At 60.1% G+C, this 21,715-nt stretch carries 22 protein-coding genes; 7 read left to right on the top strand and 15 right to left on the bottom strand.

What is annotated here, in order from left to right; all coding sequences use genetic code 11:
* Positions 1–3: 3 nt before the first annotated feature.
* The 4 genes from sucD to zapE form a co-directional block, all read right to left on the bottom strand.
* Positions 4–912, bottom strand: coding sequence for a succinate--CoA ligase subunit alpha (gene sucD, locus SIAM614_RS14230; protein ID WP_006935500.1), 909 nt, complete (start codon positions 910–912; stop codon positions 4–6).
* A complete protein-coding gene (gene sucC, locus SIAM614_RS14225) occupies positions 913–2,112 on the bottom strand; it encodes an ADP-forming succinate--CoA ligase subunit beta (RefSeq protein ID WP_006935499.1) in 1,200 nt (399 codons plus the stop codon).
* A gap of 75 nt (positions 2,113–2,187) precedes the next feature.
* Entirely contained in the window at positions 2,188–3,150 is a 963-nt protein-coding gene (gene mdh, locus SIAM614_RS14220) for a malate dehydrogenase (RefSeq protein ID WP_006935492.1), read from the bottom strand.
* Positions 3,151–3,323: 173 nt separating this feature from the next.
* Positions 3,324–4,481, bottom strand: coding sequence for a cell division protein ZapE (gene zapE, locus SIAM614_RS14215; RefSeq protein WP_006935491.1), 1,158 nt, complete (start codon positions 4,479–4,481; stop codon positions 3,324–3,326).
* A 294-nt stretch (positions 4,482–4,775) separates the two neighbouring features.
* On the opposite strand from zapE, the gene SIAM614_RS14210 reads away from it, so the two are divergent.
* Positions 4,776–5,213 carry a GrpB family protein gene (locus tag SIAM614_RS14210; RefSeq protein ID WP_157139852.1) on the top strand — a complete coding sequence of 146 codons (438 nt, stop codon included), beginning with the start codon at positions 4,776–4,778 and terminating at the stop codon, positions 5,211–5,213.
* A 221-nt stretch (positions 5,214–5,434) separates the two neighbouring features.
* Here SIAM614_RS14210 and SIAM614_RS14205 read toward each other — a convergent pair whose 3' ends face one another.
* From SIAM614_RS14205 to SIAM614_RS30590, 3 genes are all read right to left on the bottom strand, one after another.
* Positions 5,435–6,217, bottom strand: a complete 783-nt coding sequence (locus SIAM614_RS14205; protein ID WP_006935487.1) for a DUF7662 domain-containing protein — start codon at positions 6,215–6,217, stop codon at positions 5,435–5,437.
* A 74-nt stretch (positions 6,218–6,291) separates the two neighbouring features.
* On the bottom strand, positions 6,292–6,789 hold the full coding sequence (locus SIAM614_RS14200) for a protease inhibitor Inh/omp19 family protein (RefSeq protein ID WP_208983992.1): 498 nt from the start codon (positions 6,787–6,789) through the stop codon (positions 6,292–6,294).
* A gap of 124 nt (positions 6,790–6,913) precedes the next feature.
* Positions 6,914–7,369, bottom strand: coding sequence for an arsenate-mycothiol transferase ArsC (locus SIAM614_RS30590; protein ID WP_157139851.1), 456 nt, complete (start codon positions 7,367–7,369; stop codon positions 6,914–6,916).
* A 232-nt stretch (positions 7,370–7,601) separates the two neighbouring features.
* Between SIAM614_RS30590 and SIAM614_RS14190 the strand changes: the two genes are divergently transcribed.
* The 3 genes from SIAM614_RS14190 (at position 7,602) to recQ (ending at position 11,029) form a co-directional block, all read left to right on the top strand.
* Complete coding sequence (locus SIAM614_RS14190; protein WP_006935481.1) at positions 7,602–7,979, top strand: MAPEG family protein; 378 nt, start codon at positions 7,602–7,604, stop codon at positions 7,977–7,979.
* Between the two features lie 117 nt (positions 7,980–8,096).
* Complete coding sequence (locus SIAM614_RS14185; RefSeq protein WP_006935480.1) at positions 8,097–8,990, top strand: GNAT family N-acetyltransferase; 894 nt, start codon at positions 8,097–8,099, stop codon at positions 8,988–8,990.
* A gap of 149 nt (positions 8,991–9,139) precedes the next feature.
* Entirely contained in the window at positions 9,140–11,029 is a 1,890-nt protein-coding gene (recQ, locus tag SIAM614_RS14180) for a DNA helicase RecQ (protein WP_006935478.1), read from the top strand.
* 29 nt (positions 11,030–11,058) lie between these two features.
* Here the strand turns inward: recQ and SIAM614_RS14175 are convergent, their stop codons facing one another.
* A complete protein-coding gene (locus SIAM614_RS14175) occupies positions 11,059–11,580 on the bottom strand; it encodes a hypothetical protein (RefSeq protein WP_006935475.1) in 522 nt (173 codons plus the stop codon).
* Positions 11,581–11,716: 136 nt separating this feature from the next.
* On the bottom strand, positions 11,717–12,361 hold the full coding sequence (gene msrA, locus SIAM614_RS14170) for a peptide-methionine (S)-S-oxide reductase MsrA (RefSeq protein ID WP_040440233.1): 645 nt from the start codon (positions 12,359–12,361) through the stop codon (positions 11,717–11,719).
* A 98-nt stretch (positions 12,362–12,459) separates the two neighbouring features.
* On the opposite strand from msrA, the gene SIAM614_RS14165 reads away from it, so the two are divergent.
* Positions 12,460–13,074 carry a hypothetical protein gene (locus tag SIAM614_RS14165; protein ID WP_208983991.1) on the top strand — a complete coding sequence of 205 codons (615 nt, stop codon included), beginning with the start codon at positions 12,460–12,462 and terminating at the stop codon, positions 13,072–13,074.
* 121 nt (positions 13,075–13,195) lie between these two features.
* On the opposite strand, the gene SIAM614_RS14160 is transcribed toward SIAM614_RS14165, so the two are convergent.
* The 3 genes from SIAM614_RS14160 to creD form a co-directional block, all read right to left on the bottom strand.
* On the bottom strand, positions 13,196–13,573 hold the full coding sequence (locus tag SIAM614_RS14160) for a VOC family protein (protein ID WP_006935471.1): 378 nt from the start codon (positions 13,571–13,573) through the stop codon (positions 13,196–13,198).
* 34 nt (positions 13,574–13,607) lie between these two features.
* Positions 13,608–13,991, bottom strand: a complete 384-nt coding sequence (locus SIAM614_RS14155; protein ID WP_040440288.1) for a VOC family protein — start codon at positions 13,989–13,991, stop codon at positions 13,608–13,610.
* 177 nt (positions 13,992–14,168) lie between these two features.
* Complete coding sequence (gene creD / locus SIAM614_RS14150; protein ID WP_006935469.1) at positions 14,169–15,635, bottom strand: cell envelope integrity protein CreD; 1,467 nt, start codon at positions 15,633–15,635, stop codon at positions 14,169–14,171.
* Between the two features lie 246 nt (positions 15,636–15,881).
* Here creD and SIAM614_RS14145 point away from each other — a divergent pair, with 246 nt between their 5' ends.
* Positions 15,882–17,072, top strand: a complete 1,191-nt coding sequence (locus tag SIAM614_RS14145) for a Rossmann-fold NAD(P)-binding domain-containing protein (protein ID WP_081455255.1) — start codon at positions 15,882–15,884, stop codon at positions 17,070–17,072.
* Entirely contained in the window at positions 17,033–17,857 is an 825-nt protein-coding gene (locus SIAM614_RS14140; protein WP_208983990.1) for a class I SAM-dependent methyltransferase, read from the top strand. The genes SIAM614_RS14145 and SIAM614_RS14140 overlap by 40 nt, the downstream gene beginning before the upstream one ends.
* Before the next feature lie 331 nt (positions 17,858–18,188).
* On the opposite strand, the gene SIAM614_RS14135 is transcribed toward SIAM614_RS14140, so the two are convergent.
* The 3 genes from SIAM614_RS14135 to sdhA are packed head-to-tail and all read right to left on the bottom strand — an operon-like array spanning position 18,189 to position 21,715.
* Entirely contained in the window at positions 18,189–18,971 is a 783-nt protein-coding gene (locus tag SIAM614_RS14135; protein WP_006935466.1) for a succinate dehydrogenase iron-sulfur subunit, read from the bottom strand.
* Between the two features lie 59 nt (positions 18,972–19,030).
* On the bottom strand, positions 19,031–19,876 hold the full coding sequence (locus tag SIAM614_RS14130) for an FkbM family methyltransferase (protein ID WP_208983989.1): 846 nt from the start codon (positions 19,874–19,876) through the stop codon (positions 19,031–19,033).
* A gap of 12 nt (positions 19,877–19,888) precedes the next feature.
* On the bottom strand, positions 19,889–21,715 hold the full coding sequence (gene sdhA, locus SIAM614_RS14125) for a succinate dehydrogenase flavoprotein subunit (protein ID WP_006935464.1): 1,827 nt from the start codon (positions 21,713–21,715) through the stop codon (positions 19,889–19,891).

The raw sequence follows: 21,715 nt of genomic DNA, 5'->3' as shown, positions 1-21,715 counted from the left end.
GAATCAGCCCTTCAAGACTTCGAGAAGGGTCTCGCCGAGCTTCGCAGGAGACGGTGACACCTTGATGCCAGCAGCTTCCATCGCAGCGATCTTGTCTTCTGCACCGCCCTTGCCGCCTGAAATAACGGCACCGGCGTGGCCCATGGTACGGCCCGGAGGCGCTGTCCGTCCGGCGATGAAACCAGCCATCGGCTTGGACCGGCCGCGCTTGGCTTCGTCCTTCAGGAACTGCGCCGCGTCTTCTTCCGCGGAGCCACCGATTTCGCCGATCATGATGATCGACTGGGTTTCGTCGTCGGCCAGGAACATTTCCAGGACGTCGATGAACTCGGTGCCCTTGACCGGGTCGCCGCCGATGCCGACAGCCGTCGTCTGGCCGAGGCCGGCATTGGTGGTCTGGAAGACAGCTTCATAAGTAAGGGTGCCGGAGCGGGAAACAACACCGACGGAGCCTTTCTTGAAGATGGAACCCGGCATGATGCCGATCTTGCACTCTTCCGGGGTCAGGATACCCGGGCAGTTCGGGCCGAGAAGGCGCGACTTGGATTTCTCCAGCTTGGCCTTGACCTTGACCATGTCGGCAACCGGGATGCCCTCGGTGATGCAGACAATGAACGGAACTTCCGCTTCGATGGCTTCGATGATCGCGGCGCCCGCGCCTGCCGGCGGAACGTAGATCACGGACGCATCGGCACCGGTTGCTTCCCTGGCTTCGCCAACGCTTGCATAAATCGGCAGGGATGCCGCGCTGTCGACACCGGAAGACCAGGTCTCGCCACCCTTTTTCGGGTGCACGCCGGCAACCATCTTGGTGCCGTAGTACTCAAGCGCCTGTTCCGTGTGGAACGTACCGGTCTTGCCGGTCAGGCCCTGAACGATGATTTTCGTGTCTTTATTGACGAGGATGGACATTTACGCGCCCCCCTTCACGGCTTTCACGATTTTCTGGGCGGCGTCGTCGAGATCGTCAGCGGCGATCACGTTCAGACCGCTTTCGTTGATGATCTTCTTGCCGAGTTCCACGTTGGTGCCTTCCAGGCGGACAACGAGCGGAACCTGCAGGCCGACTTCCTTGACGGCTGCAACCACGCCTTCCGCGATCACGTCGCAGCGCATGATGCCGCCGAAAATGTTGACCAGGATGCCCTTCACGTTCGGATCGGACGTGATGATCTTGAACGCGGCCGTCACCTTCTCCTTGGAAGCACCACCGCCAACGTCGAGGAAGTTGGCCGGCTCGGCGCCGTAGAGCTTGATGATGTCCATGGTTGCCATGGCAAGGCCGGCACCATTGACCATGCAGCCGATGTCACCGTCGAGAGCGACATAAGCGAGGTCATACTTGGACGCCTCGATTTCTTTCTCGTCTTCTTCGGTGACGTCACGCAGCTCCAAGATGTCCGGATGACGGAACAGGGCGTTGCCGTCGAAGGAGACCTTGGCGTCCAGAACGCGCAGGTGACCGTCTTTCATGACGATCAGCGGGTTCACTTCCAGAAGGCTCATATCCTTCTCGACGAAAGCCGTGTGCAGGATCGGGAACAGCTTCATGCCGTCTTCGCGCGCAGCACCGGTCAGTTCCAGCGCATCGCACAGCTTGGCGGCATCGGCTTCGGTAACGCCAGCTTCCGGATCGATCGGCAGGGTGACGATCTTTTCGGGGGTTTCTTCGGCAACCGCTTCAATGTCCATGCCACCTTCGGTGGAGACAACGAAAGCCGGGCGGCCAACGGTCCGGTCGACCAGAATGGAGAGGTAAAGCTCACGCTCGATGTCGGCGCCGTCTTCGATGTAGAGACGGTTGACCACCTTGCCGGCGGCACCGGTCTGTTTGGTGACCAGCGTGTTGCCGAGCATTTCCTTGGCGTTGGACGTGACTTCGTCCAGCGAGAAAGCCAGACGGACACCGCCCTTGGCATCAGCGGACAGTTCCTTGAACTTGCCCTTGCCGCGGCCACCTGCGTGGATCTGCGACTTCACGACCCAGAGCGGGCCCGGAAGGCTCTTGGCGGCTGCTTCGGCTTCGTCGGCGGAGAAGATGGCAACGCCTTCGGCCACCGGTGCACCGTATTCCTTCAGAACGGCCTTGGCCTGGTATTCATGAATGTTCATGTGTTTCCCCCGTTGTCGGAGGACCGTCCTTCCCGGCAGGAAGAACGGCCGCAAATTCCCTTAGGCGGGCCCGGTTCAGGCGAGCGCCGGCTGAATTTTCTTGCAGGCCTCGACCAGACCATCGACAGATGCGACGGACTTGTCGAAGTTTGCCTTTTCCTCACCCTGCAGGTCGATCTCGATGATGCGCTCGACGCCATCGGCGCCGATCACGACCGGAACGCCCACATAGGTGTCCTTGAGGCCATACTGACCGTCGAGGGCTGCCGCACACGGCAGGACGCGCTTCTTGTCCTTCAGGTAGCTTTCAGCCATTGCAATGGCGGAAGCAGCCGGAGCGTAGAAAGCGGAGCCGGTCTTCAGCAGGCCGACGATCTCTGCGCCGCCGTCACGGGTGCGCTGGACGATTTCTTCCAGACGCTCGGCCGTGCACCAGCCCATCTTGACCAGGTCGGTAAGCGGAATGCCGGCGACGGTGGAGTAGCGGATCAGCGGGACCATGGTATCGCCGTGGCCGCCGAGAACGAATGCGGTCACGTCTTCGATGGAGACGTTGAACTCGTCAGCCAGGAAGTAACGGAAGCGGGCGCTGTCGAGTACGCCGGCCATGCCGACGACCTTGTTCTTCGGCAGGCCGGAGAACTTCTGCAGAGCCCAGACCATCGCGTCGAGCGGGTTGGTGATGCAGATGACGAATGCGTTCGGGGCATACTTTGCGATGCCGGCGCCAACCTGCTCCATAACCTTCAGGTTGATTTCCAGAAGGTCGTCGCGGCTCATGCCGGGCTTACGCGGAACACCGGCGGTCACGATGACAACGTCCGAGCCTTCGATGGCTTCGTAGCTGTTGGCACCTGCCAGCTTGGCATCGAAACCATCGACCGGGGAGGACTCAGCCAGATCGAGCGCCTTACCCTGCGGAACACCTTCCGCGATGTCGAAGAGCACGATGTCTCCCAGTTCCTTCAAACCTGCCAGATGTGCGAGTGTGCCGCCGATCTGACCAGAGCCGATCAAGGCAATCTTGTTCCGCGCCATTTCGAAAGTTTCCCTTTACGTAAGATGGAACTCCATGCCATCCTCTGATGACTGAGGATGGCACTACTCCCTTTGCTCCGCCCGCGCAACCTCGCCAAAAGAATATTGCGCGATGGCGGACAAATTTTCTCATATCTTCCCGTCTGCATAATTCCCCTATAGGGAATGCAGACCTATGCGTGTACCTTTCGTCTTTCACCCGCAAGGTAGGTCTCGGACCGCATCTCGATCAAGCGTGACGCCGTGCGGTCGAATTCGAAGGCTTCCGTACCGTCTTCGCCGACGTAAAGATCCTGCGGCTCGGCCTCGGCGGACACGACCAGCTTGATGCCGTTATCGTAAAGCGTATCGATCAGATTGATAAAACGCTTGGCCTCGTTGCGCCGCGCCTTGGAGAGCACAGGCACATTGTCCAGAAACACCGTTCCGAAGGCATGGGCGATGCGCAGGTAGTCGCTTGCTCCCAGCGGCTGCATGCACAGGTCGTCGAAGGTGAACCGGGCGGCCCCGGCTGCAACGCAAGGAACGGCAATCTTGCGGCCCTTGTTCTCAAGCTCTTCCGAATGGGGCGTCATGCCGTGGGTCAGCCTGGCGAAAAGCTCATCCATGTGCGCATCCGCGCTTTCGCCCAGGGGCGTGATATAGACCGGTGCACCGGCGAGTTTTTCCAGGCGGTAGTCCGTCGGACTGTCCAGATGCAGCACTTCCACCTTGGACGTCAGCAACTTGATGAAAGGCAGGAAGAGCTGGCGGTTGAGCCCGTCCTTGTAGAGAAGAGACGGTTCGACGTTGGACGTTGCGACCACGATGACGCCACGTTCGAACAACTGGGTGAACAGGCGGCCGAGGATCATGGCATCGGCGATGTCGGTCACCGAGAACTCATCGAACAGCAGCAGGCGTGTTTCTTCTGCAATCTGCTTCGCCACGGGCGGGATCGGATCGTCGCCCTTGACCTCGCCGCGCTTGTGCGCCTGGCGATGGGCGTGGATGCGCTCGTGCACATCGGTCATGAACTCGTGGAAATGAACCCGCCGTTTGCGGCGAATGACCGTGACCTCGTAAAAGAGGTCCATCAGCATCGTCTTGCCGCGTCCGACCCCGCCCCACATGTAAAGCCCCTGCACAGAGGCCCAGAGCTGGTTTTTCTTGCTGGCGAACAGCCAGCCAAGCGAACTTTTCTTGGAGGCCAGGCGGGTTTCGGCAAGGCGGGTATTCAGGAGATCGAGCTGGCGCACAGCCTCCCGTTGCACGGGGTCTTCCTTGATCTCACCCGACGCGATCAACGCGTCGTAGCGGGCGCTGAGAGCGCGGTTGACCGGCAGTTCCATTTTCAAAGGTGCTGCTCCCTCCATGAGAAATCATGGGGTCTTGGACGTATCTATGTGCACGGCGGAATAAGGTCAAAACGTCGCAGATGCAAGTCATGATATGGTTGTAACCGATCACACATTCTTACGTATTTGTATTTCAACCGTTTGAAATTTAAGGATTTCAGGCCTCATGGGAATTTCTCTGCAACCGCATGATCCGGACTGGATTCGCCAGGCCGATCTGCTGATGAACGACCTGCGACACCTGCTGGGAACGAGAGCCGAGAGCCTGAACATGTCGGGTTGACGGCCGTGCCGGACCTCATCGCCAAGCCGAGACTCCACATTGATATTTCGCTGGCTCCAGGTGTCTCTCCAGACGCTCTCAGCGGTGAGCTCTCGCTTCTGGATTACCACAACCTCGGCACTCGCTTCCGGGAAGACGAAGTGCAGATGACACGGCCTGCCGGGCCAAGGCTCCATCAGGCCGGAAGCAACCATCAGGAGGTGATCATTGCCCACCGGCTGTGCCTGTGCGCCTTCGGCTGCCCCTCTCCGGAGCTGCGGCGAAAATTTCGCGATGCCTTGCGCGGCAACGAAAGCCTTGCGATGCGCTACACGGCCCTGAAACAGGATCTCAGCCGCAAGGCCGGGCGAGACGCCGATTGGGAACTCTACACTTCCGGCAAGACCGGATTCATTGAAGATGTCCTGTCCAGCAGTCTGGACCGTGCGCTCATCACCCGATGAGGCTCCGTGCGCAACGCTTCCCTGGTTCGGGCGAGCAGGCAAAACAAAAGCGCCCGCAACCGGTAGGGGGGTTACGGGCGCCTGGCACAGGGAGGGGGCCTGTGCGGGAGGAACGCAATGATGACCGTTCACGACGTGTCTTCGCCGGAGGGCCTGTGGCCCCTTGCCTGTATCCGCCTGGGCATAGGGAGTTTCCAGGCGAAGACCAGGATTGTGGGCGGTTAGCGCAGATAAAGTGCCGTCTTGCGGCCGTTCTGCACTTCCTGAAGATAGAGAAGCTGAGCAACAAGGTAACATTCGGACTGATCGTCCAGATTAGCCTTGCGTCCGCGACCGTCGGTCAGAAGCCAGGCGTTGCCGGACTTCACCACATCGCATTCGATCGGGTCTGAAGCATCGAAACCGGCCTTGTTGAACAGCTCCCTGCCGACGCGACTTCCGGTATCGTCTTCAAGACCCTTCATCGCCATGCGCATGCTGCGATAGGCCTTGTGGACCGACAATGTGGCGACGATTGCAGTTACCACCTCGTCTCCGTCCATGGCGGCAAAGCGCACAACGCCGCCTTCCTGCGGAATGATGGAATTGGAACAGGGTGTGCGCTGGAGATCGCCAAGCGTGGTCCATTCGGACCGCAACGTCACGGTTGCAGGTTGGCGCAGGGCGGCCATTTCCTTGGAGAGGCGCTTTTCCGCTGCCTTCTGCGGGTTTCGAAGCGCCCGCTCCGTGCGGGCGGATGTCGCCGCGACAGTGCCTCCGATGCGCAAGCGGCGGAAGACAATGACGTCGCGCATCAGGTCGGTGCGCTCCACCCGCCATCCGGCGTCCAGCCATGCATTCTGGTGAACCAGGCTGCCGCCGGAATTGGCCCACCAGGTACGATGTTCCCGGGCGCTCTTGGGCAGCGACGAGCCTATGATATCTTCAACTTCGTTCAGCTTGGCCGCCCAGACAACATCTTCCAGTCGTGCCAAGTGTTCCCGCAGTGGTTCATATTTTGACATTTGCACAGCCTTTCCGGTAGCTATGCAAATATACACCTATAGCGCGAACTGTCCAGCATTAATACGGAGGGGCTTTAACGGTACAGCGAGATCGGCGAACCGGTTGAGGTCTGGCCGTTAAACTGGCCGGAAGCGCTGGAATAAAGCTGCGCAACGATCAGGCCGGCGCCGTCCTTCAGAACCACCTGATTGCCGCTCAGGTCCCATGCGGAGATGCCGGACAGTACCGGGGAGCTACAACCTCTGGTATTTGCACGGTAGCCGCCGGACCAGGTGGTCAGCGTCATGAAGGCCATGCAGTTTTCGCCCGCGGAGCTGATTTTCCAGCCCCCCAGAAGATCCGTGCGGCCAATTTCCTTGGCATCGGCAGGTGCTGCAACCGGGTTGCTGGCCAGATCTGCCGGTTGTGCAGACGGATCGTTGAGACCGGCACCCGGTGCGTTGGGATCAAGCGGCGCAAGCTGTCCCGAGCCTACGGGCGTTGTCGGGGTCGCCGGCAGCGGTTCGGCATAGTTGCGGCCCCCGGACAATCTCTGGCAGCCTGCTGCCAGAATGACCAGGCCAACGATCAAAACAAACTTTCCCGCGCGCATCATGACGAATCAATCCCTCACCTTCGTCCCAATATGGGAGCAACTCTTAGCCCACAATTTGTCGAAAATCCAAAATCCTGAAAATCGACCGTCTCAAGATCCGTCAGGCGACGCGGTTCGAAACGTTTGCGCCGGCTGATTTCGGAGGTTCCACAAGCCGGTCGATTGCTCCTGCGATCCTCTCGAAATAGGCGGCGCAGGCAGCAAAGCCTTCCGGAAACGGCGGCTTTGCCGCAATGTTCCACCAATGGCTGGAGGTAGTGGTTTTCCATTGCGTCGGCAAGACGACAGGGTCCTGATCGGCGAGATAGATCACCCTGTCGGGGATTTCCGCATGTGGCATCAGGAAAATGTCGACCGATTTGGGAGCAAGGCCACTGGCATCGATCCCCCGGGCCGACAGAAGCCGGTGCACGTGCCGGCTCAGGCTTTGCGAGGGCGCCACGCCCGCGGAAAAGGCCCGCATCAGACCGCCTGCCCGAAAATTCAGATAGGCTTCGGCCAAGGGCGACAGCAGGCTGTTGTCCGGACAGACGAACAGAACGGTTGTTTTTGGCACGGGGCTTTCCTTCGCGGCTGAGACCATGACAGGAACGCCATGGGCGGCCTCCCCCTACAGCCGCGGCGGGAAGACATTATGACAAACCCGGGAGAGGCTGGAAAATCATGAGGATATCTTTCCGGAGCCTGATAAACAGGGGCGCAAGCGCTCCCGCGCCGACCGGTGATCCGCAGATACTTCCTTGCGGGAGCTGAGCCTGAACCCTGAAACAAGTCCATGAGGAGCCCCTATGCCAATCGCCTTCTGGTGCATCCTTGCCGCCGCCATTCTGCCGCTGCTTTCGGTCTTTCCGGCCAAACTGAACAAATCCTTCGACAATGCCCGTCCGCGCGACCCGGACTATTGGCGAGACGGGTTCCGCGCCCGGGCTCAGGGGGCACAGGCAAATGGCTTCGAAGCCTTCCCCCTGTTTGCAGTTGCCGTTTTCGTCGGCCTCAACCAGGGCGGGGACCCGCTCTGGATCGACAGGCTTGCCGTGCTTTTTGTGCTTTTGAGGACTATATATATTGGCTGCTACTGGGCGGACCGGGCTTCGCCGCGCTCGCTTGCCTGGGTCGCCTCGTTCTTGACATCCTTGGCAATTTTCACCAGTTCCCTATGGAGCTGAGCCGCGTGTGAGCGGGATCCGATCCAGAAAATCGTACAACGATCATTTGCACCAAGAAGCTGATTTCGTTAACGATGCATCGGAGTAAGGCAGTTATCTCGTGGGCAGAGGTGCATTGTGCGGACGACCGATCAGACGACAGACACCTTGCCGGCGCGCCGTCAGGCCGCGTCCCAAAGGCAGATTTCGGATCAGCACATCGTCGATGTTCTGATCGCCGAACGGGGCAAGCTGGTGATGGCGAGCCCGTGGTGGCCCTTCATCAGACCCTTTGCTCACAAGATCTTGCGATACAAGTCCGCGGTCGAAATGGCCGATACGATCGCGCATATGGACGCGCTCGACGTTTTTGCTCATCTGAGCAATCTGCTGTCGCTGGACGTCACTACGCTCGGTCTCGAACGGGTGCCGCAGGAAGGGCCTGTCGTCCTGGTGTCCAACCACCCGACCGGCATTGCCGACGGTATCGTGCTTTACGATGCCATCAAGTCGCGGCGCAACGACCTTGCCATCTTCGCCAATCGCGACGCGATCCGCATCAACCCGCGCCTTGCCGACATGATCATACCGGTCGAATGGCGGGCCGACTTCAAAAGCCGCGAAAAATCCAAGGAAACGATCAAGCTCGCCTCCTCGGCCTTTGCCAAGGAGCGGGTCGTGGTGCTGTTTCCGTCCGGGCGCCTGGCCTACTGGCACGACGGCAAACTGACCGAACGGCCCTGGATGACATCCGCCCTGGCGCTGGCGCGCAAGAACAAGGCCCCGATCATTCCCATGCACATGGGCGGGCGCAACTCCGGGCTGTTCTATTTCCTGGCCAGGGTCTCCACCGAACTGCGCGACATGACGGTCTTCAACGAATTGCTGAACAAGGAAAACGCCAAGTTCAATGTGCATTTCGGCAAGCCGATCCGTCCGGAGAAGCTTGAGGGCGACCTGGGGGACCTGACCGAGCAGATGCGCATTCACTGCGCTGAAACGCTGGCAAAGGATCCGGACGCCGAGTTTTAGGACCGGCCCGCCGGCCAGCGGCCAAGCGCCTGATTTCCTGAACACCTGGTCCCGGCTTGACCGGTCATCCACAGGCGCGGTTTTGCCTTCATTGCCCTTCCTTCGCGAATAAGACATTGTGCGGGAGAATCAAAGGACCCGTCTCACCCATGCCCGTTTCGCCCGCTGTTGCCGCGGAGGAAGTCATTCCAGTGCAGCACGCCCCTGCTCCGACCGTCCGTCCGGAGCCGAAACCGCTTGCGGTTCTGCAGAAGGTTTTCGGCTACAGCAGCTTCAGAGGCAAACAGCAGGCGGTTATCGAAACGCTTGTGGACGGTAAGGATGCCGTCGTGCTGTTTCCCACCGGGGCGGGCAAGTCGCTTTGCTACCAGATCCCGGCGCTTTGCCGGCGTGGTGTGGGTATCGTCGTTTCGCCGCTCATCGCGCTGATGAAAGACCAGGTCGGCGCGCTGCGCGCCGCGGGCGTTCAGGCCGCCGCGATCAATTCCACACTGTCACCGGAAGAACAGGACAGCATCCGCAGCGCCCTGCGCCGCGGCGAAATCGATCTTCTTTACGTGACGCCGGAACGGCTGGGCACCGAGAATTTTCGCAAGTTCCTGGACACACTTCAGATCGCGCTGTTCGCCATCGATGAAGCGCATTGCGTCAGCCAGTGGGGCCACGATTTCCGCCCGGAATACATGTCTCTGTCCTGCCTGCGTGACCGCTATCCCGGCGTGCCGCGCGTGGCGCTGACGGCAACGGCCGACCCGCACACCCAAAAGGACATTCTGGCCCGCCTGCAGATGGAAGACGCTTCTGTCTTTTCCACCAGCTTCGACCGGCCCAATATCCGCTACGAGATTGTCGAGCGCACCAACCAGCGCCAGCAATTGCTGGATTTCCTGAAAAAGCATTCCGGCGAGAGCGGTATCGTCTATTGCCTGTCACGGGCAAAGGTCGAGGACATCGCCGAATGGCTGACCTCGAAGGGCATCAGGGCCCTGCCCTATCACGCCGGCCTGCCAGCAGAACAACGCTCTGCCAACCAGGATGCCTTCCTGCTGGAAGAAGGGCTTTGCCTGGTGGCGACAGTGGCCTTCGGCATGGGCATCGACAAACCGGATGTGCGCTATGTCGCCCATCTGGACCTGCCGTCTTCCGTCGAGGCCTATTACCAGGAAACCGGCCGTGCGGGCCGGGACGGTGCACCGTCCGAAGCCTTCATGGCCTATGGCATGGCCGATCTGGTGCAGCGCCGGCGCATGATTGCCGAAGGCGATGCACCCGAGGAGGTCAAGCGCGCGGAAAACGCCAAGCTGAACGCTCTTCTCGGCATCTGCGAGACGGCCGGCTGCCGGCGGCAGGCGCTGCTGGCCCATTTCGGCGAAACCTATCCCAAGCCCTGCGGCAACTGCGACACCTGCCTGTCTCCGGTGGAAACCTGGGACGGCACGGAAGCCGCCCAGAAACTGATGTCGGCGATCTACCGCACCGGACAACGCTTCGGCACGGCGCATGTCATCGATGTGCTTCTGGGAAAGACCAACGAAAAGAGCACCCGCTTCGGTCATGAGAAGCTGTCGGTCTTCGGAATTGGCCAGGACGTGCCGCAAAAGACCTGGCAATCGATCGCCCGGCAGCTTGTTGCTGCAGGTTACGTCGATGTCGATCATGCGCAGTTCGGTGCGCTGGTGCTGACGGAAAAGGCACGCAGCGTCTTGCGCGGGGATGAAAAGCTTGCCTTGCGCAAGGACCGCAGCGCCGCAGGCCTGAAGCGGACGAGTTCCTCTCGCACGGCGTCCATCGCCGACGAACTCGACCATGAGGACAAGCTGCTGTTCGAGCGTCTGCGAAGGCTGCGGACGCAGATTGCCCGCGATCAGGGCGTGCCACCCTATGTGGTGTTTCCCGACGCGACGCTGGCCGGAATTGCCGCCGCGCGGCCGGTAAGCGAAGATGCTCTTCTGGCCGTTTCCGGCGTCGGACAGTCAAAACTTGAAAAATACGGCGAGGCTTTCCTCGAACTGGTCGAGGCCTTCGAAGCTGGCGTATAGCCGAGCTGAAGTTTCGCGAATTTAACCGGTCAGCCGTCCTGATGCAGGCAGAGCTGATAAACCCCGGAAAGATCCGACAAGGTTTCTTCATCAGGATGCGACAGGAAACTGTCGATGATATCCTTGAGCGCCAGATGCATGTTCCGGTGCTGACGCAGACGCCTGTAGGAGGAACCGAGCTTGTAGATCTGTTCGATCTCCTCATGGGAGAAGAGATCAAGTCCGGCAATGCCGAGCACGACGCCAAGATCAGCGTTTGTGCGCCGTGTCAGATTGTGGGCAATCAGGAAACCGAACAGGCCGGTGACGAAGCGATTTTCGACGGACAGGCTGTCGAAGTCGCGCTCGGCCACCTTGAGCACGAGCTTCATGACCGCGACAGTGGCAGCGGCTGCGAATTCCGTCGGTGTGTTGGTGTCACAGATCTCCAGCCCTGCTGCTTCCAGCATGGCGGCGGTGGATCTTCGAAGGCGGTCTTCCGTCTCGACGGCTCTCAATTCAGAAATAAATTCCGGCTCTGCTGCTACACGACTTCCAAACAGGTTCAGCATGTTAGCGTCCTTTCAGACGTAAGCCCACCGAAAGTATGTAGTGTACACCTTACCCCACGGCAAATTGATGCCTGAAAATTCGTCGCAAATGCTGATCTTCTGGGCCGTTTCCGCAGAAAACGGCCCTTCTTGGGCGTTATGAGCCTGCTTTGGGCAACCCTTTGAAGGCTTCGCCACCCCACACGGCCTTGACCCGCGCATCCCTGCCGCACCCTTTCCGATAGCCCTTGTAGGCATCGGCGCGGGTGACGTAACCGAAGCGGGTGAGCGTGCGTACCTGGCTCTTGTAATAGCCCTGGTGGTAGTCCTCCGCCGGCCAGAAGACGGCCGGTGCCTCGACCGGCGTGACGATGTTGCTGCCAAGCAGCTTTTCCGCCTTGGCTATTTCAGCCTTCGCCTGTTTCGCCTGGGTCTCGTCCAGAGGGTAGATCGCCGTGGAATAAGCATGTCCCCGGTCGCAGAACTGGCCACCGGCGTCAGTCACATCGACAGTGCGCAGAAAGATCCCGACAAGGTCGGCGTAACTGATCCTGGTCTCGTCGAAATCGACCTTGACGACCTCCCGGTGTCCGCCGCGATCGTAATTCTTGTAGGTCGGGTTCTGCGTCTCGCCACCGGCGTAACCGGAAACGACGTCACGCACGCCGGGCAGTTTTTCCAGATCGGATTCAACGCACCAGAAGCAGCCACCGGCAAGAACAGCGGTTTCGGCCTGGGCGGTCGCCAGTGGCATCGACGCCGTGACTGCGGCAAAAAGAGCGAGTGGAAACAGTCGCTTCATGTCAGGTCCTCCAGAAAGCTGCCTGCGGCCGGTCTTTCCCGAAGGCGCGCCGATCAGCTGATCACGGCACAGCCCGGACGGAAAGACGACCGGCGAACTTGGGTTTCGACGTTGAAACATGCATCATTGGCGACGAACGCCGTGACACCCATTTCAAGTTTTCTCCAACAGAGGTAACGCGCTCCGCCGCGGAGACAAACTCAACTCCACTCCCCAAACCAGCACATGCACGTGAGCCCGCCGTGATGAACCCCTATTCTTCTTACCCAGACGCCCCCTTTCACGTCGTGATTTGCGGATCGATGTCCGCCCTTCCACAAATGGAAGATGTCGCCGGGCATTTGCGAACGGCCGGTTACAGAGTGTCGACTCCTGTTCCTGAAGAAACGGTGGTTAACTGGAACGAATTGCCCCTGGAAGAAGCGATTGCACATAAGCGCATGTTCCTGACTGACTACTTCGAAACAATTCGCCACGGTGATGCTGTGCTGATCTTCAACGCCAGCAAACAGGGCATCGAAGGCTATGTCGGCGCCAACACCTTGATGGAAGCTGCCTGCGGGCAAGCCCTTGGCAAGCCGGTTCTCTATTTCAACCCGATTGGCGACCAGTCATGCCGCCTGGAAGCAGCCGCTGTTGCCACCGCCGTGCTGGACGGGTCCATCGACAGGTTGCTAGAGGAACTCAATTCGCTAAAGCTAGTGGCGGTCTGAATAACAAAACCGAGCTTACCAAGCTTTTACTGACAATATTCCATCGCCGATCCCGCTTTAGTGAGCCTTCGTCGGCATTTGGAACGACAGAACCAGTAGAAATTCCCTTCCCCTGCCGTTCTCAGGTCTCCCAGGTCTTGGCAGTCTGCTCAAAACCGGCGAGTTGCGATTTGACGACGCAGAACCGGTGACCGCTGGTTGCCTGCATCACTGTCCAGCCGTCCAGCTTTTGAACGACGGTCGCGCCCAGACCTTCAAGCCGGGCAACTTCCTTTTCCGGATCGTCGGTTTCGATATCCAGATGCACGCGGGAGGGATGTTCGACCGACTGGAGCAGGATGCCGATTTCATCTTCCGTGCCGAAGAGACGGCGATAGCGTGGGTTTTTCGGCTCGGCCTCAACCGTTCTCCCAAGTGCCCCTGCCCAGAATTCCGCATGGCGGTCGATATCGCCCCCTTCACAGTCGATCACCAGATCACCCAGCCGGCTCTTGTGCATTTTCTTCTCCAAATTGGAATCAGGAAACAAAGATTTATTCAGGCAGGTGACAGACCGCCTCGATATTCAGACCATCCGGGTCGAGCACGAATGCGCCGTAGTAATTTTCGTGGTATTGCGGCCGCAGGCCCGGTGCGCCGTTATCCTTGCCGCCGGCTCCGATCGCAGCCTCGTAAAAGGCATCGACGAGTGCCCGGCTCGAAGCTGCAAAGGCGACATGCACCGGTGTTCCGGGGGCTTTGCCTTCACCAATCCAGAAATCCGGCTTGTCCTTGCCGAAACCGCAATGGGCGGATCCACCCGTCATTTCAGCGGTGACTTCCATCAACACCTTGATGCCAAGTGGAGCCAGGGCTGTTTCGTAGAACGCACGAGACGTCTGAAAATCGCTGACCGCAAAACCGATGTGATCGAGAATCGACATCACGTCCTCCTGGTAGGTTTACTGGAACAAAAAAAGAACATTTAGGGACGAATTGCAAGCCTCGTTTTAGAGCTGCGATGTCCTCAACCGGCAGATGCCAAACAAATCGGCGGTGCAGCAATGCAACACCGCCGATCGGATTGGCGAAATGCCGGAATGACAGAATAACTGTCAGACTGGTTCGGCATTTGGCCATGTGCCGACCTGTTGTTGACCGGTCCAGTCGATCCGTTGGGTGGCAAACATGGTAACGGCAAGTGACAGGAACCCGATCATCGACCCGATCAGAAGCGCATAGTCCTGCTCCTGCATGAGCGCATAAAGCACGCCGAATATCGCAGCCAGGACCGCAAGCATCACACCTCCGGCAAGACGGCTCTTGAGCGAAGTCCCGATATAGAGCGCGTTCAGCAGCGTCGCGGCGGCAGCGGCCACAAGATAGGCCAGGCCGTAGCCAACATGCTCTGCAAAGGCGAGCAGCATGACATAGAAGACGATCAGGGACAGTCCGACCAGACCATACTGGATCCAGTGGACCCGCCATCCGGAGCGCATTTCCAGAACGAAGACTGCCAGGAAGGTCAGACTGATGAAGCAGATAGCGTACTTCAACGACCTGGAAATGGTCTGATAGAAATTGACGGGTTCAACGAATTGCACCCCCAGAACCTTGTTTTGCAACGGCATTTGTGTGCCCAGCACCAGCCTTGGAATGCCGCGGGCAAGATAGGGAATGCTCCAGGATGCGTTGAAACCGGCATCGCCTATTTCTCGTGCTTCCGGCAGGAATGCGCCGGTAAAGCCGGGATGCGGCCAGTCGGATTGAAGGGATACGCTGGTCGTTTGTCCGGCGGGGGCAACGTAGAAGGCGGTGGAGCCGTTCAGCTGAATGGGGATATCGAAGGAAAACCCGTTCCGCCACAAACCGGCCGCGACCGGTGCGTTGATGCCAGATGCGGACAAGCCGGCAACGGACCGCCACATCGGTTCCATGGTCAACGGACCGAGACCCGGCTCGAACGGAACGGACCCGTTGCCGTTCAAAACCAGGTCAACCTCGCTTTTCAAGGCGGCAATGTCACCTAGACCGACCACAAGCACCGCCTTGTCCGCTGCGATGTCGATTTGTCCGCCGAATTGCGGCTCGAAGTTTTCCGGAGACGTCGCCGCAAACCGGCCCTTCAGGCTCACGCTGCCATGATAGACCGGCAGGGAATAGATCGATTTCCGGCGCTCCTGCACAGAAATGTCTCCCCTGACATCCAGTTTTTCCGGAAACAGGATCGCCGTATGCCACCGGATTTCTGTTTTCGCGCTGTCGCCGGTTGAAACGGTGTAGGTTTCGCTGAAAGGGACGACCAGATAGGGGCCGTTGATTTCCTGGATGCCGCCCCACGAGCGGGCAATGTCCTGTGCGACGTCGCGGGCCCTCTCGGCACGTTCTTCCACCAGAACCCAGACGAACAGGCTCGGCACGAGCAGCATCACCGTCAGCACTCCGATGATCACGAATTTGACCGCTGGAGAGCCTAGAAAAGAAGGCGGCCGGAAAGGCTGCGCCCGTTCGGACCGGCGCTGCGCAAACTGTGTCTGCTGCTCCGGTTGTTCGGCGGTGTCATTTTGAGTATCGCTTGTCATTCAGATCAACCCTCTGCCAGAAGGGGCCCACAGGCGGGCGCCCGGTCAACAGGGCGATCATCGGAGCCAGAACGGGATACAAAAGGGCATGAAAGAGCGGCTTTTCAGGAGTGTTTGTGCAGGGACTGTGCAGACCGCCGGAAGACACGGATTTGCCGCTTCATTTTTCCGGCCTATTTCACAACTCGCCCTTGTGCGCGCTGGCGGCACAGTGCCAGAATGGCGCGACCCTCGGAATAACTGTCAATGCATTCATTAAGCAACCTACCCAGCTCAGACGTGCCTGCCTTTGCCCGGCGAGCGGACTATCTTCCCGCGCTGGTAAAGCGGCTCGACCTCTTCAAGAGTGAAGCGCACCGGTACCTGCTGGTGGCTCATCTCTTTGACGATACCCGGCGCATGATCGATGCGCTGGAAGGGGTCATGGATTTCGACGCCATTATCGGTATCCCCTATTCTTCGGGCAGCGATGTCACACGGTTGAAGTGGCAGGCGATTTATGGCGACAAGGTCCAGTGCCCGAAAACCGAACCTGCCTTCAAGCAGGTGCTGGCAGAAGTCTTGCAAAAGAGCCTTGACGCTTGCCGGGCCGCGGATCAGAAGCTCGTCATTCAGGAAGTCGGCGGCTACGCGGTTGAATTGCTGCACGAGCAATTTCAGGAGCAGTTGCACCTGGTGGAAGGCGTGGTTGAAATCACCAAGCAAGGTGTCTGGCGGGCCGGCCAGACACGGTTGCAGGTGCCCGTGCTGCATTGTGCCGACAGTGAGCTGAAGCGTCTGGAAGCGGTGCGCTGCGGCGAAACCATCGCCCGGTGCCTCGACGGTCTCATGCGCGACCTGGGCAACACGCTGGCCGGTCGGCGGGCCGCGGTCTTCGGTGCGGGCTGGATCGGCTTCGGGCTGGCAAAGGCCTTGCGCCGGCTGGATGTCATCGTCTCGCTGATCGATGTCGACCCGCTGAAAATCGCCGAGGCCCGCTTGTCCGGCTATCCCGCAACGCTTCAACCCACCGATCTGGAATCCTGCGATCTTGTTGTCGGGGCGACAGGCCGTCTGTCGATAACCCGCGACGTGCTGCAACAGCTCCGCAACGGCTGTCTGGTGGCCAGTGCCAGTTCCCGGCGTATCGAGATAGACGTCGACTTTCTGGAACAATCGCCATCCACCGACATGCATCCGTCGATCAAGGCCTTCCGGCTTCCCGGCTCACAGGGAGCAGACAGACAGATCTGCCTTGTCAATGACGGCTATCCGGCCAATTTCATTCCAGGCTCCGGCAGCGTTGCCGATGAAGTGGTCGAATTGATCCTGGGCGAACTGATCGTCCTGATGACAGACCTGACGACTTACACCTACGAACCCGGCATACACCGCTTGGCGACAGAAGGAGAGGCAGTGTGCACCAAACTCTGGATCGAACAGAGAGACCAGACCTAACGGACGAAGAGCAAACCGAAGTCACCGTGCATTCGCAGTATCTGGTCAAGAAACTCGCGAATGCCCAGAGGAACCTTTACGGCACGGTGAAGTTCGACATCGTCTCCCGCACCATCCGGGACTGGTCGCAGGACCTCGGCCGGCCGCCGCGCATTCTGGACATTGGCTGCTCGACATCGATTTCGAAGGAGTATCTCGCCGCCACCGGTCTGAGTTTCGACTATTGCGGCGCGGATTACGAAGCGGCCTTCGAGCCGGACATCGTGCTGGATGCCACCCGCCTTGCCGAGCACCGCGACGAGCTGCCCTGGCAACCGGATGTCATCGCGCTTCTTGATGTGCTGGAGCATCTGCCCGGGCGTGAAGAGGCGATTGAATCGGTGATGCGCCAATGCGGTGAGGTCATTGCCCCCGGCGGTCTGATTCTTGCTGTCGTGCCCCAGCTCTACCGTCTCGACCGGCTGAAGCTGAAGCACCTGCATTATGCCGAACACCAGGTTCGCATGACCTTGAAGGAATGGTCGGACATCATCGGACGTGCCGTCACCATCGAATCGGTTCACGGCATCGGTTATCTCTCCTGCCTGCCCTACCTGCCGATGCTCAGCCCCTGGTACGAGGAAGCCAACCGCCACGGTAAGCTGTTCCACCGCCTGCGCGGCAAGACCTTCGAATGGGGACCGCTGAAACCTGCTGAAATCGCCCTCACCCGCACGCTTGGGCGTGTTCCCGGGTTCCGGGGCTGGTGCAACAGTTCGCTTCTGGTGTGCCGGGCGAAGGGGTGATGCTGGTGGAGCTTTTCTTGAGAACGCGGTAATCCCGGCTCAGCTTCGGTCCGACCAGAACAGGGCACCGGGAAACGCAAGAGCGTTTTCCCGCGTCATTCCGGACAAGGAAGGCGCAGCCGACCGCAGATCCGGACTCCAGAAATATGCTGCGCGAATAGCGCTGCCTTATCTTTCCAGAGTGTTCGCTCCGCTCACGCTGATATCTGGATTCCGGATCGGTGCGCAGCTTCACTGCGCTTGTCCGGAATGACGGTGGCAAGGTCGTTCGGGGCCGATACAAAAAGGCCGTCCCAAGGGACGGCCTTTCGATGTTCTGGCGGCGTGCAACTTACACCCGGCGTTCGACCATCATCTTCTTGATCTCGGCAATCGCCTTCGCCGGGTTCAGACCCTTCGGGCAGGCTTGCGAGCAGTTCATGATGGTGTGGCAGCGGTAGAGACGGAACGGATCTTCCAGATCGTCCAGACGCTCGCCCGTTGCTTCGTCGCGGCTGTCGATCAGCCAGCGGTAGGCCTGCAGCAGAATGGCCGGGCCGAGGTAGCGGTCGCCGTTCCACCAGTAGCTCGGGCATGAGGTGGAGCAGCAGGCGCAGAGAATGCACTCGTAAAGTCCGTCAAGCTTCACCCGGTCTTCGTGCGACTGGCGCCATTCCTTTTCCGGCGGCGGAGAGACCGTCTTCAGCCACGGTTCGATGGAGCGGTGCTGCGCGTAGAAGCGCGTCAGGTCCGGCACGAGATCTTTCACCACCGGCATATGCGGCAGCGGGTAGATCTTGACGACGTCACCGGCAACCTCGTCCATGCCCTTGGTGCAGGCCAGGGTGTTGGTGCCGTCGATGTTCATCGCACAGGACCCGCAGATACCTTCGCGGCAGGACCGGCGGAAGGTCAGCGTCGGGTCGATCTTGTTCTTGATGTAGATGAGGCCGTCGAGCACCATCGGCCCGCAATCGTCCGCATTGATGAAATAGGTGTCGACGCGCGGGTTGCGGCCATCGTCCGGATTCCAGCGGTAGATGCGGTATTCACGCAGGTTGGTGGCGCCTTCGGGCTTGTCCCACACCTTGCCTTCCGTCACCTGGGAGTTCCGGGGAAGCGTCAGCTGAACCATCTCGTTACTGCTCCGCGTTGGGCCCTTGGGTTCGCGTCCAGGGCCAAATCGTCTTTCGCTCAGGCAGAGAGCTCAAAGACCATGTTGTCATTCGTCTGGCCGGTCACCCCGTAGCCGCGGTTTGCCAGTTCACTCAGGCAATCCTCGGTCCAATAGGGCCGGCAATTGGTTTCAAGCAGGATCACGCGGGGCCAGAGGCTCCGGTCCGCGTGCCTCAGGAAAGGCAGGACCACACGGTCCTCGAAGCCTTCCACGTCAACTTTCAAGACGTCGATCCGGGTGAGACCCTGTTCGTCGGTTATGGCTGTCAGCGGACGAACCTTGACGAAGGTCGGTGTCCACTCGCCGGCCCATTCGCCCGTGGTCAGGTCCTTCACAAAGGTGGCGAAGCCGCAATTGCTCGGCTCCTGCCAGAGCGGCAGCGTATCTTCGCGCGGGCCGACGGCCGAGTTGACCACCGTGACGCTGTCGAGGTCGTTCGCACGCACGTTGAAACCGAGTTTCGTCGCTGTTTGCGGATTGGCCTCGATCGCAACAACCTGGGCGCCCAGACCGGCGGCAAAGATCGAATAGGAGCCGATGTTGGCGCCGATATCGACAAACACCTTGCCCTTGCCCAGATACGGCTCGATCAGCTTGTGCTCTTCGCGTTCCGGCAGGCGGCCCTTGGCCAGGATCTTGCGGTCGTCGTAGTTCTCACCCGGATAGATCCGGAACTTCAGGCCGTCCGCTTCCATGTCGTAGGGGCCCTTGAAGAACCGCGCCACCAGGGAGCGGATACGCCTGCGCAGGCCCTTGGACAGATCGTGCCGGTCGGCAAGACGCCAGGCAGCCCGGACCATCCGCTCGGCCGGATACGTGCCGAACGGACTTCTCGTGTCCAAAAGGGTTGCCGCCTGGCTCACCGTTCCGTCTCCTTAGTAGACGCGCGCTTTCGGCGCGATCTTCTTCGGATCGATGCCACCCTCTTCCAGGGTGGTCAGCGGATCCAGCACCACCGGACGGTAGTCCAGCTTGACGTTGCCGGCTTCGTCGACCCAGGCAAGCGTGTGCTTGCGCCAGTTCTCGTCGTCGCGGCCGGAGAACGGACCGTCCTTGTAGTCCTCGCGAGCATGGGCGCCGCGGCTTTCCTTGCGGGCTTCCGCGCCGTAGACCGTGGTGATGGCGTTGGCCATCAGGTTCTCCAGCTCCAGCGTTTCCACCAGGTCGGAGTTCCAGATCAGCGAGCGGTCGGACACCTTGAGGTCCTTCAGTTCGCCCCAGATCTCGGTCAGACGCTTGCACCCCTGCTCCAGGCTTTCCTGGGTGCGGAAGACGGCAGCATCTTCCTGCATGGCGCGCTGCATCTTGTCGCGCAGATCCGCGGTCGGGATCGAGCCGGAGGCGTTCCGGAGCTTGTCGAAACGATCCATGATCTTTTCGCAGGAAGCTTCGTTCGGCGTCGGCACGGCCGATTTCGGATCGACGACCTCACCTGCCTTGATCGCCGCCGCACGGCCGAAGACCACAAGGTCGATCAGGGAGTTGGAGCCGAGTCGGTTGGCGCCGTGGACCGACGCGCAGCCGGCTTCGCCGACGGCCATCAGGCCTTCCTGGATGCGGTTCGGGTTGTCGCCGTCCGCTTTCAGCACTTCGCCCCAGTAGTTGGTCGGAATGCCGCCCATGTTGTAGTGAACGGTCGGCAGGACCGGGATCGGATCCTTGGTCACATCCACGCCGGCGAAGATGCGGGCGCTTTCGGAAATGCCCGGCAGGCGCTCGGCCAGCAGCGCCGGATCGAGGTGATCCAGATGCAGGAAGATGTGATCCTTGTTCTTGCCGACGCCGCGGCCTTCGCGGATTTCCATGGTCATGCAGCGCGAGACCACGTCACGGGAGGCAAGGTCCTTGGCCGACGGTGCGTAGCGCTCCATGAAGCGCTCGCCTTCGGAGTTGACCAGATAACCGCCCTCGCCACGCGCGCCTTCGGTGATCAGACAGCCGGAGCCGTAGATGCCGGTCGGGTGGAACTGGACGAATTCCATGTCCTGAAGCGGCAGGCCCGCACGGGCCACCATGCCGCCACCGTCGCCGGTGCAGGTGTGAGCCGAGGTTGCCGAGAAGAAGGCACGGCCATAACCGCCGGTCGCCAGAACCACCATCTTGGCGGCAAAGCGGTGCATGGTGCCGTCATCGAGGTTCCACGCGATCACGCCCTGGCAGACACCGTCTTCGGACATGATCAGGTCGAGTGCGAAATACTCGATGTAGAATTCGGCGTTGTTGCGCAGGGACTGGCCGTACAGCGTGTGCAGGATGGCGTGACCGGTCCGGTCGGCCGCCGCGCAGGTGCGCTGCACGGGGGGGCCTTCGCCGTAGTTCTGCATGTGACCGCCGAACGGGCGCTGATAGATGCGGCCGTCTTCGGTACGGGAGAACGGCACGCCGTAGTGCTCCAGCTCGTAAACCGCCTTCGGCGCTTCACGGGCCAGGTATTCCATGGCGTCGGTGTCGCCGAGCCAGTCGGACCCCTTCACCGTGTCGTACATGTGCCATTCCCAACAGTCCGGCGTCATGTTCTTGAGCGACGCGGCGATGCCGCCCTGGGCAGCAACCGTGTGGGAGCGGGTCGGGAACACCTTGGTGATGCAGGCCGTTCTCAGGCCCTGCTCGGCCATGCCGAGCGTTGCCCGCAGGCCAGCGCCACCGGCGCCGACGACAACCACATCGTAGGTGTGGTCGACAAATTCATAAGTCTTGGCCAT

Source organism: Roseibium aggregatum IAM 12614 (genome assembly GCF_000168975.1).
In the GTDB taxonomy this organism is placed as follows: domain Bacteria; phylum Pseudomonadota; class Alphaproteobacteria; order Rhizobiales; family Stappiaceae; genus Roseibium; species Roseibium aggregatum.
Note: the sequence above shows the minus strand (reverse complement) of the source record. Positions and strands in the feature narration are given on the sequence as shown.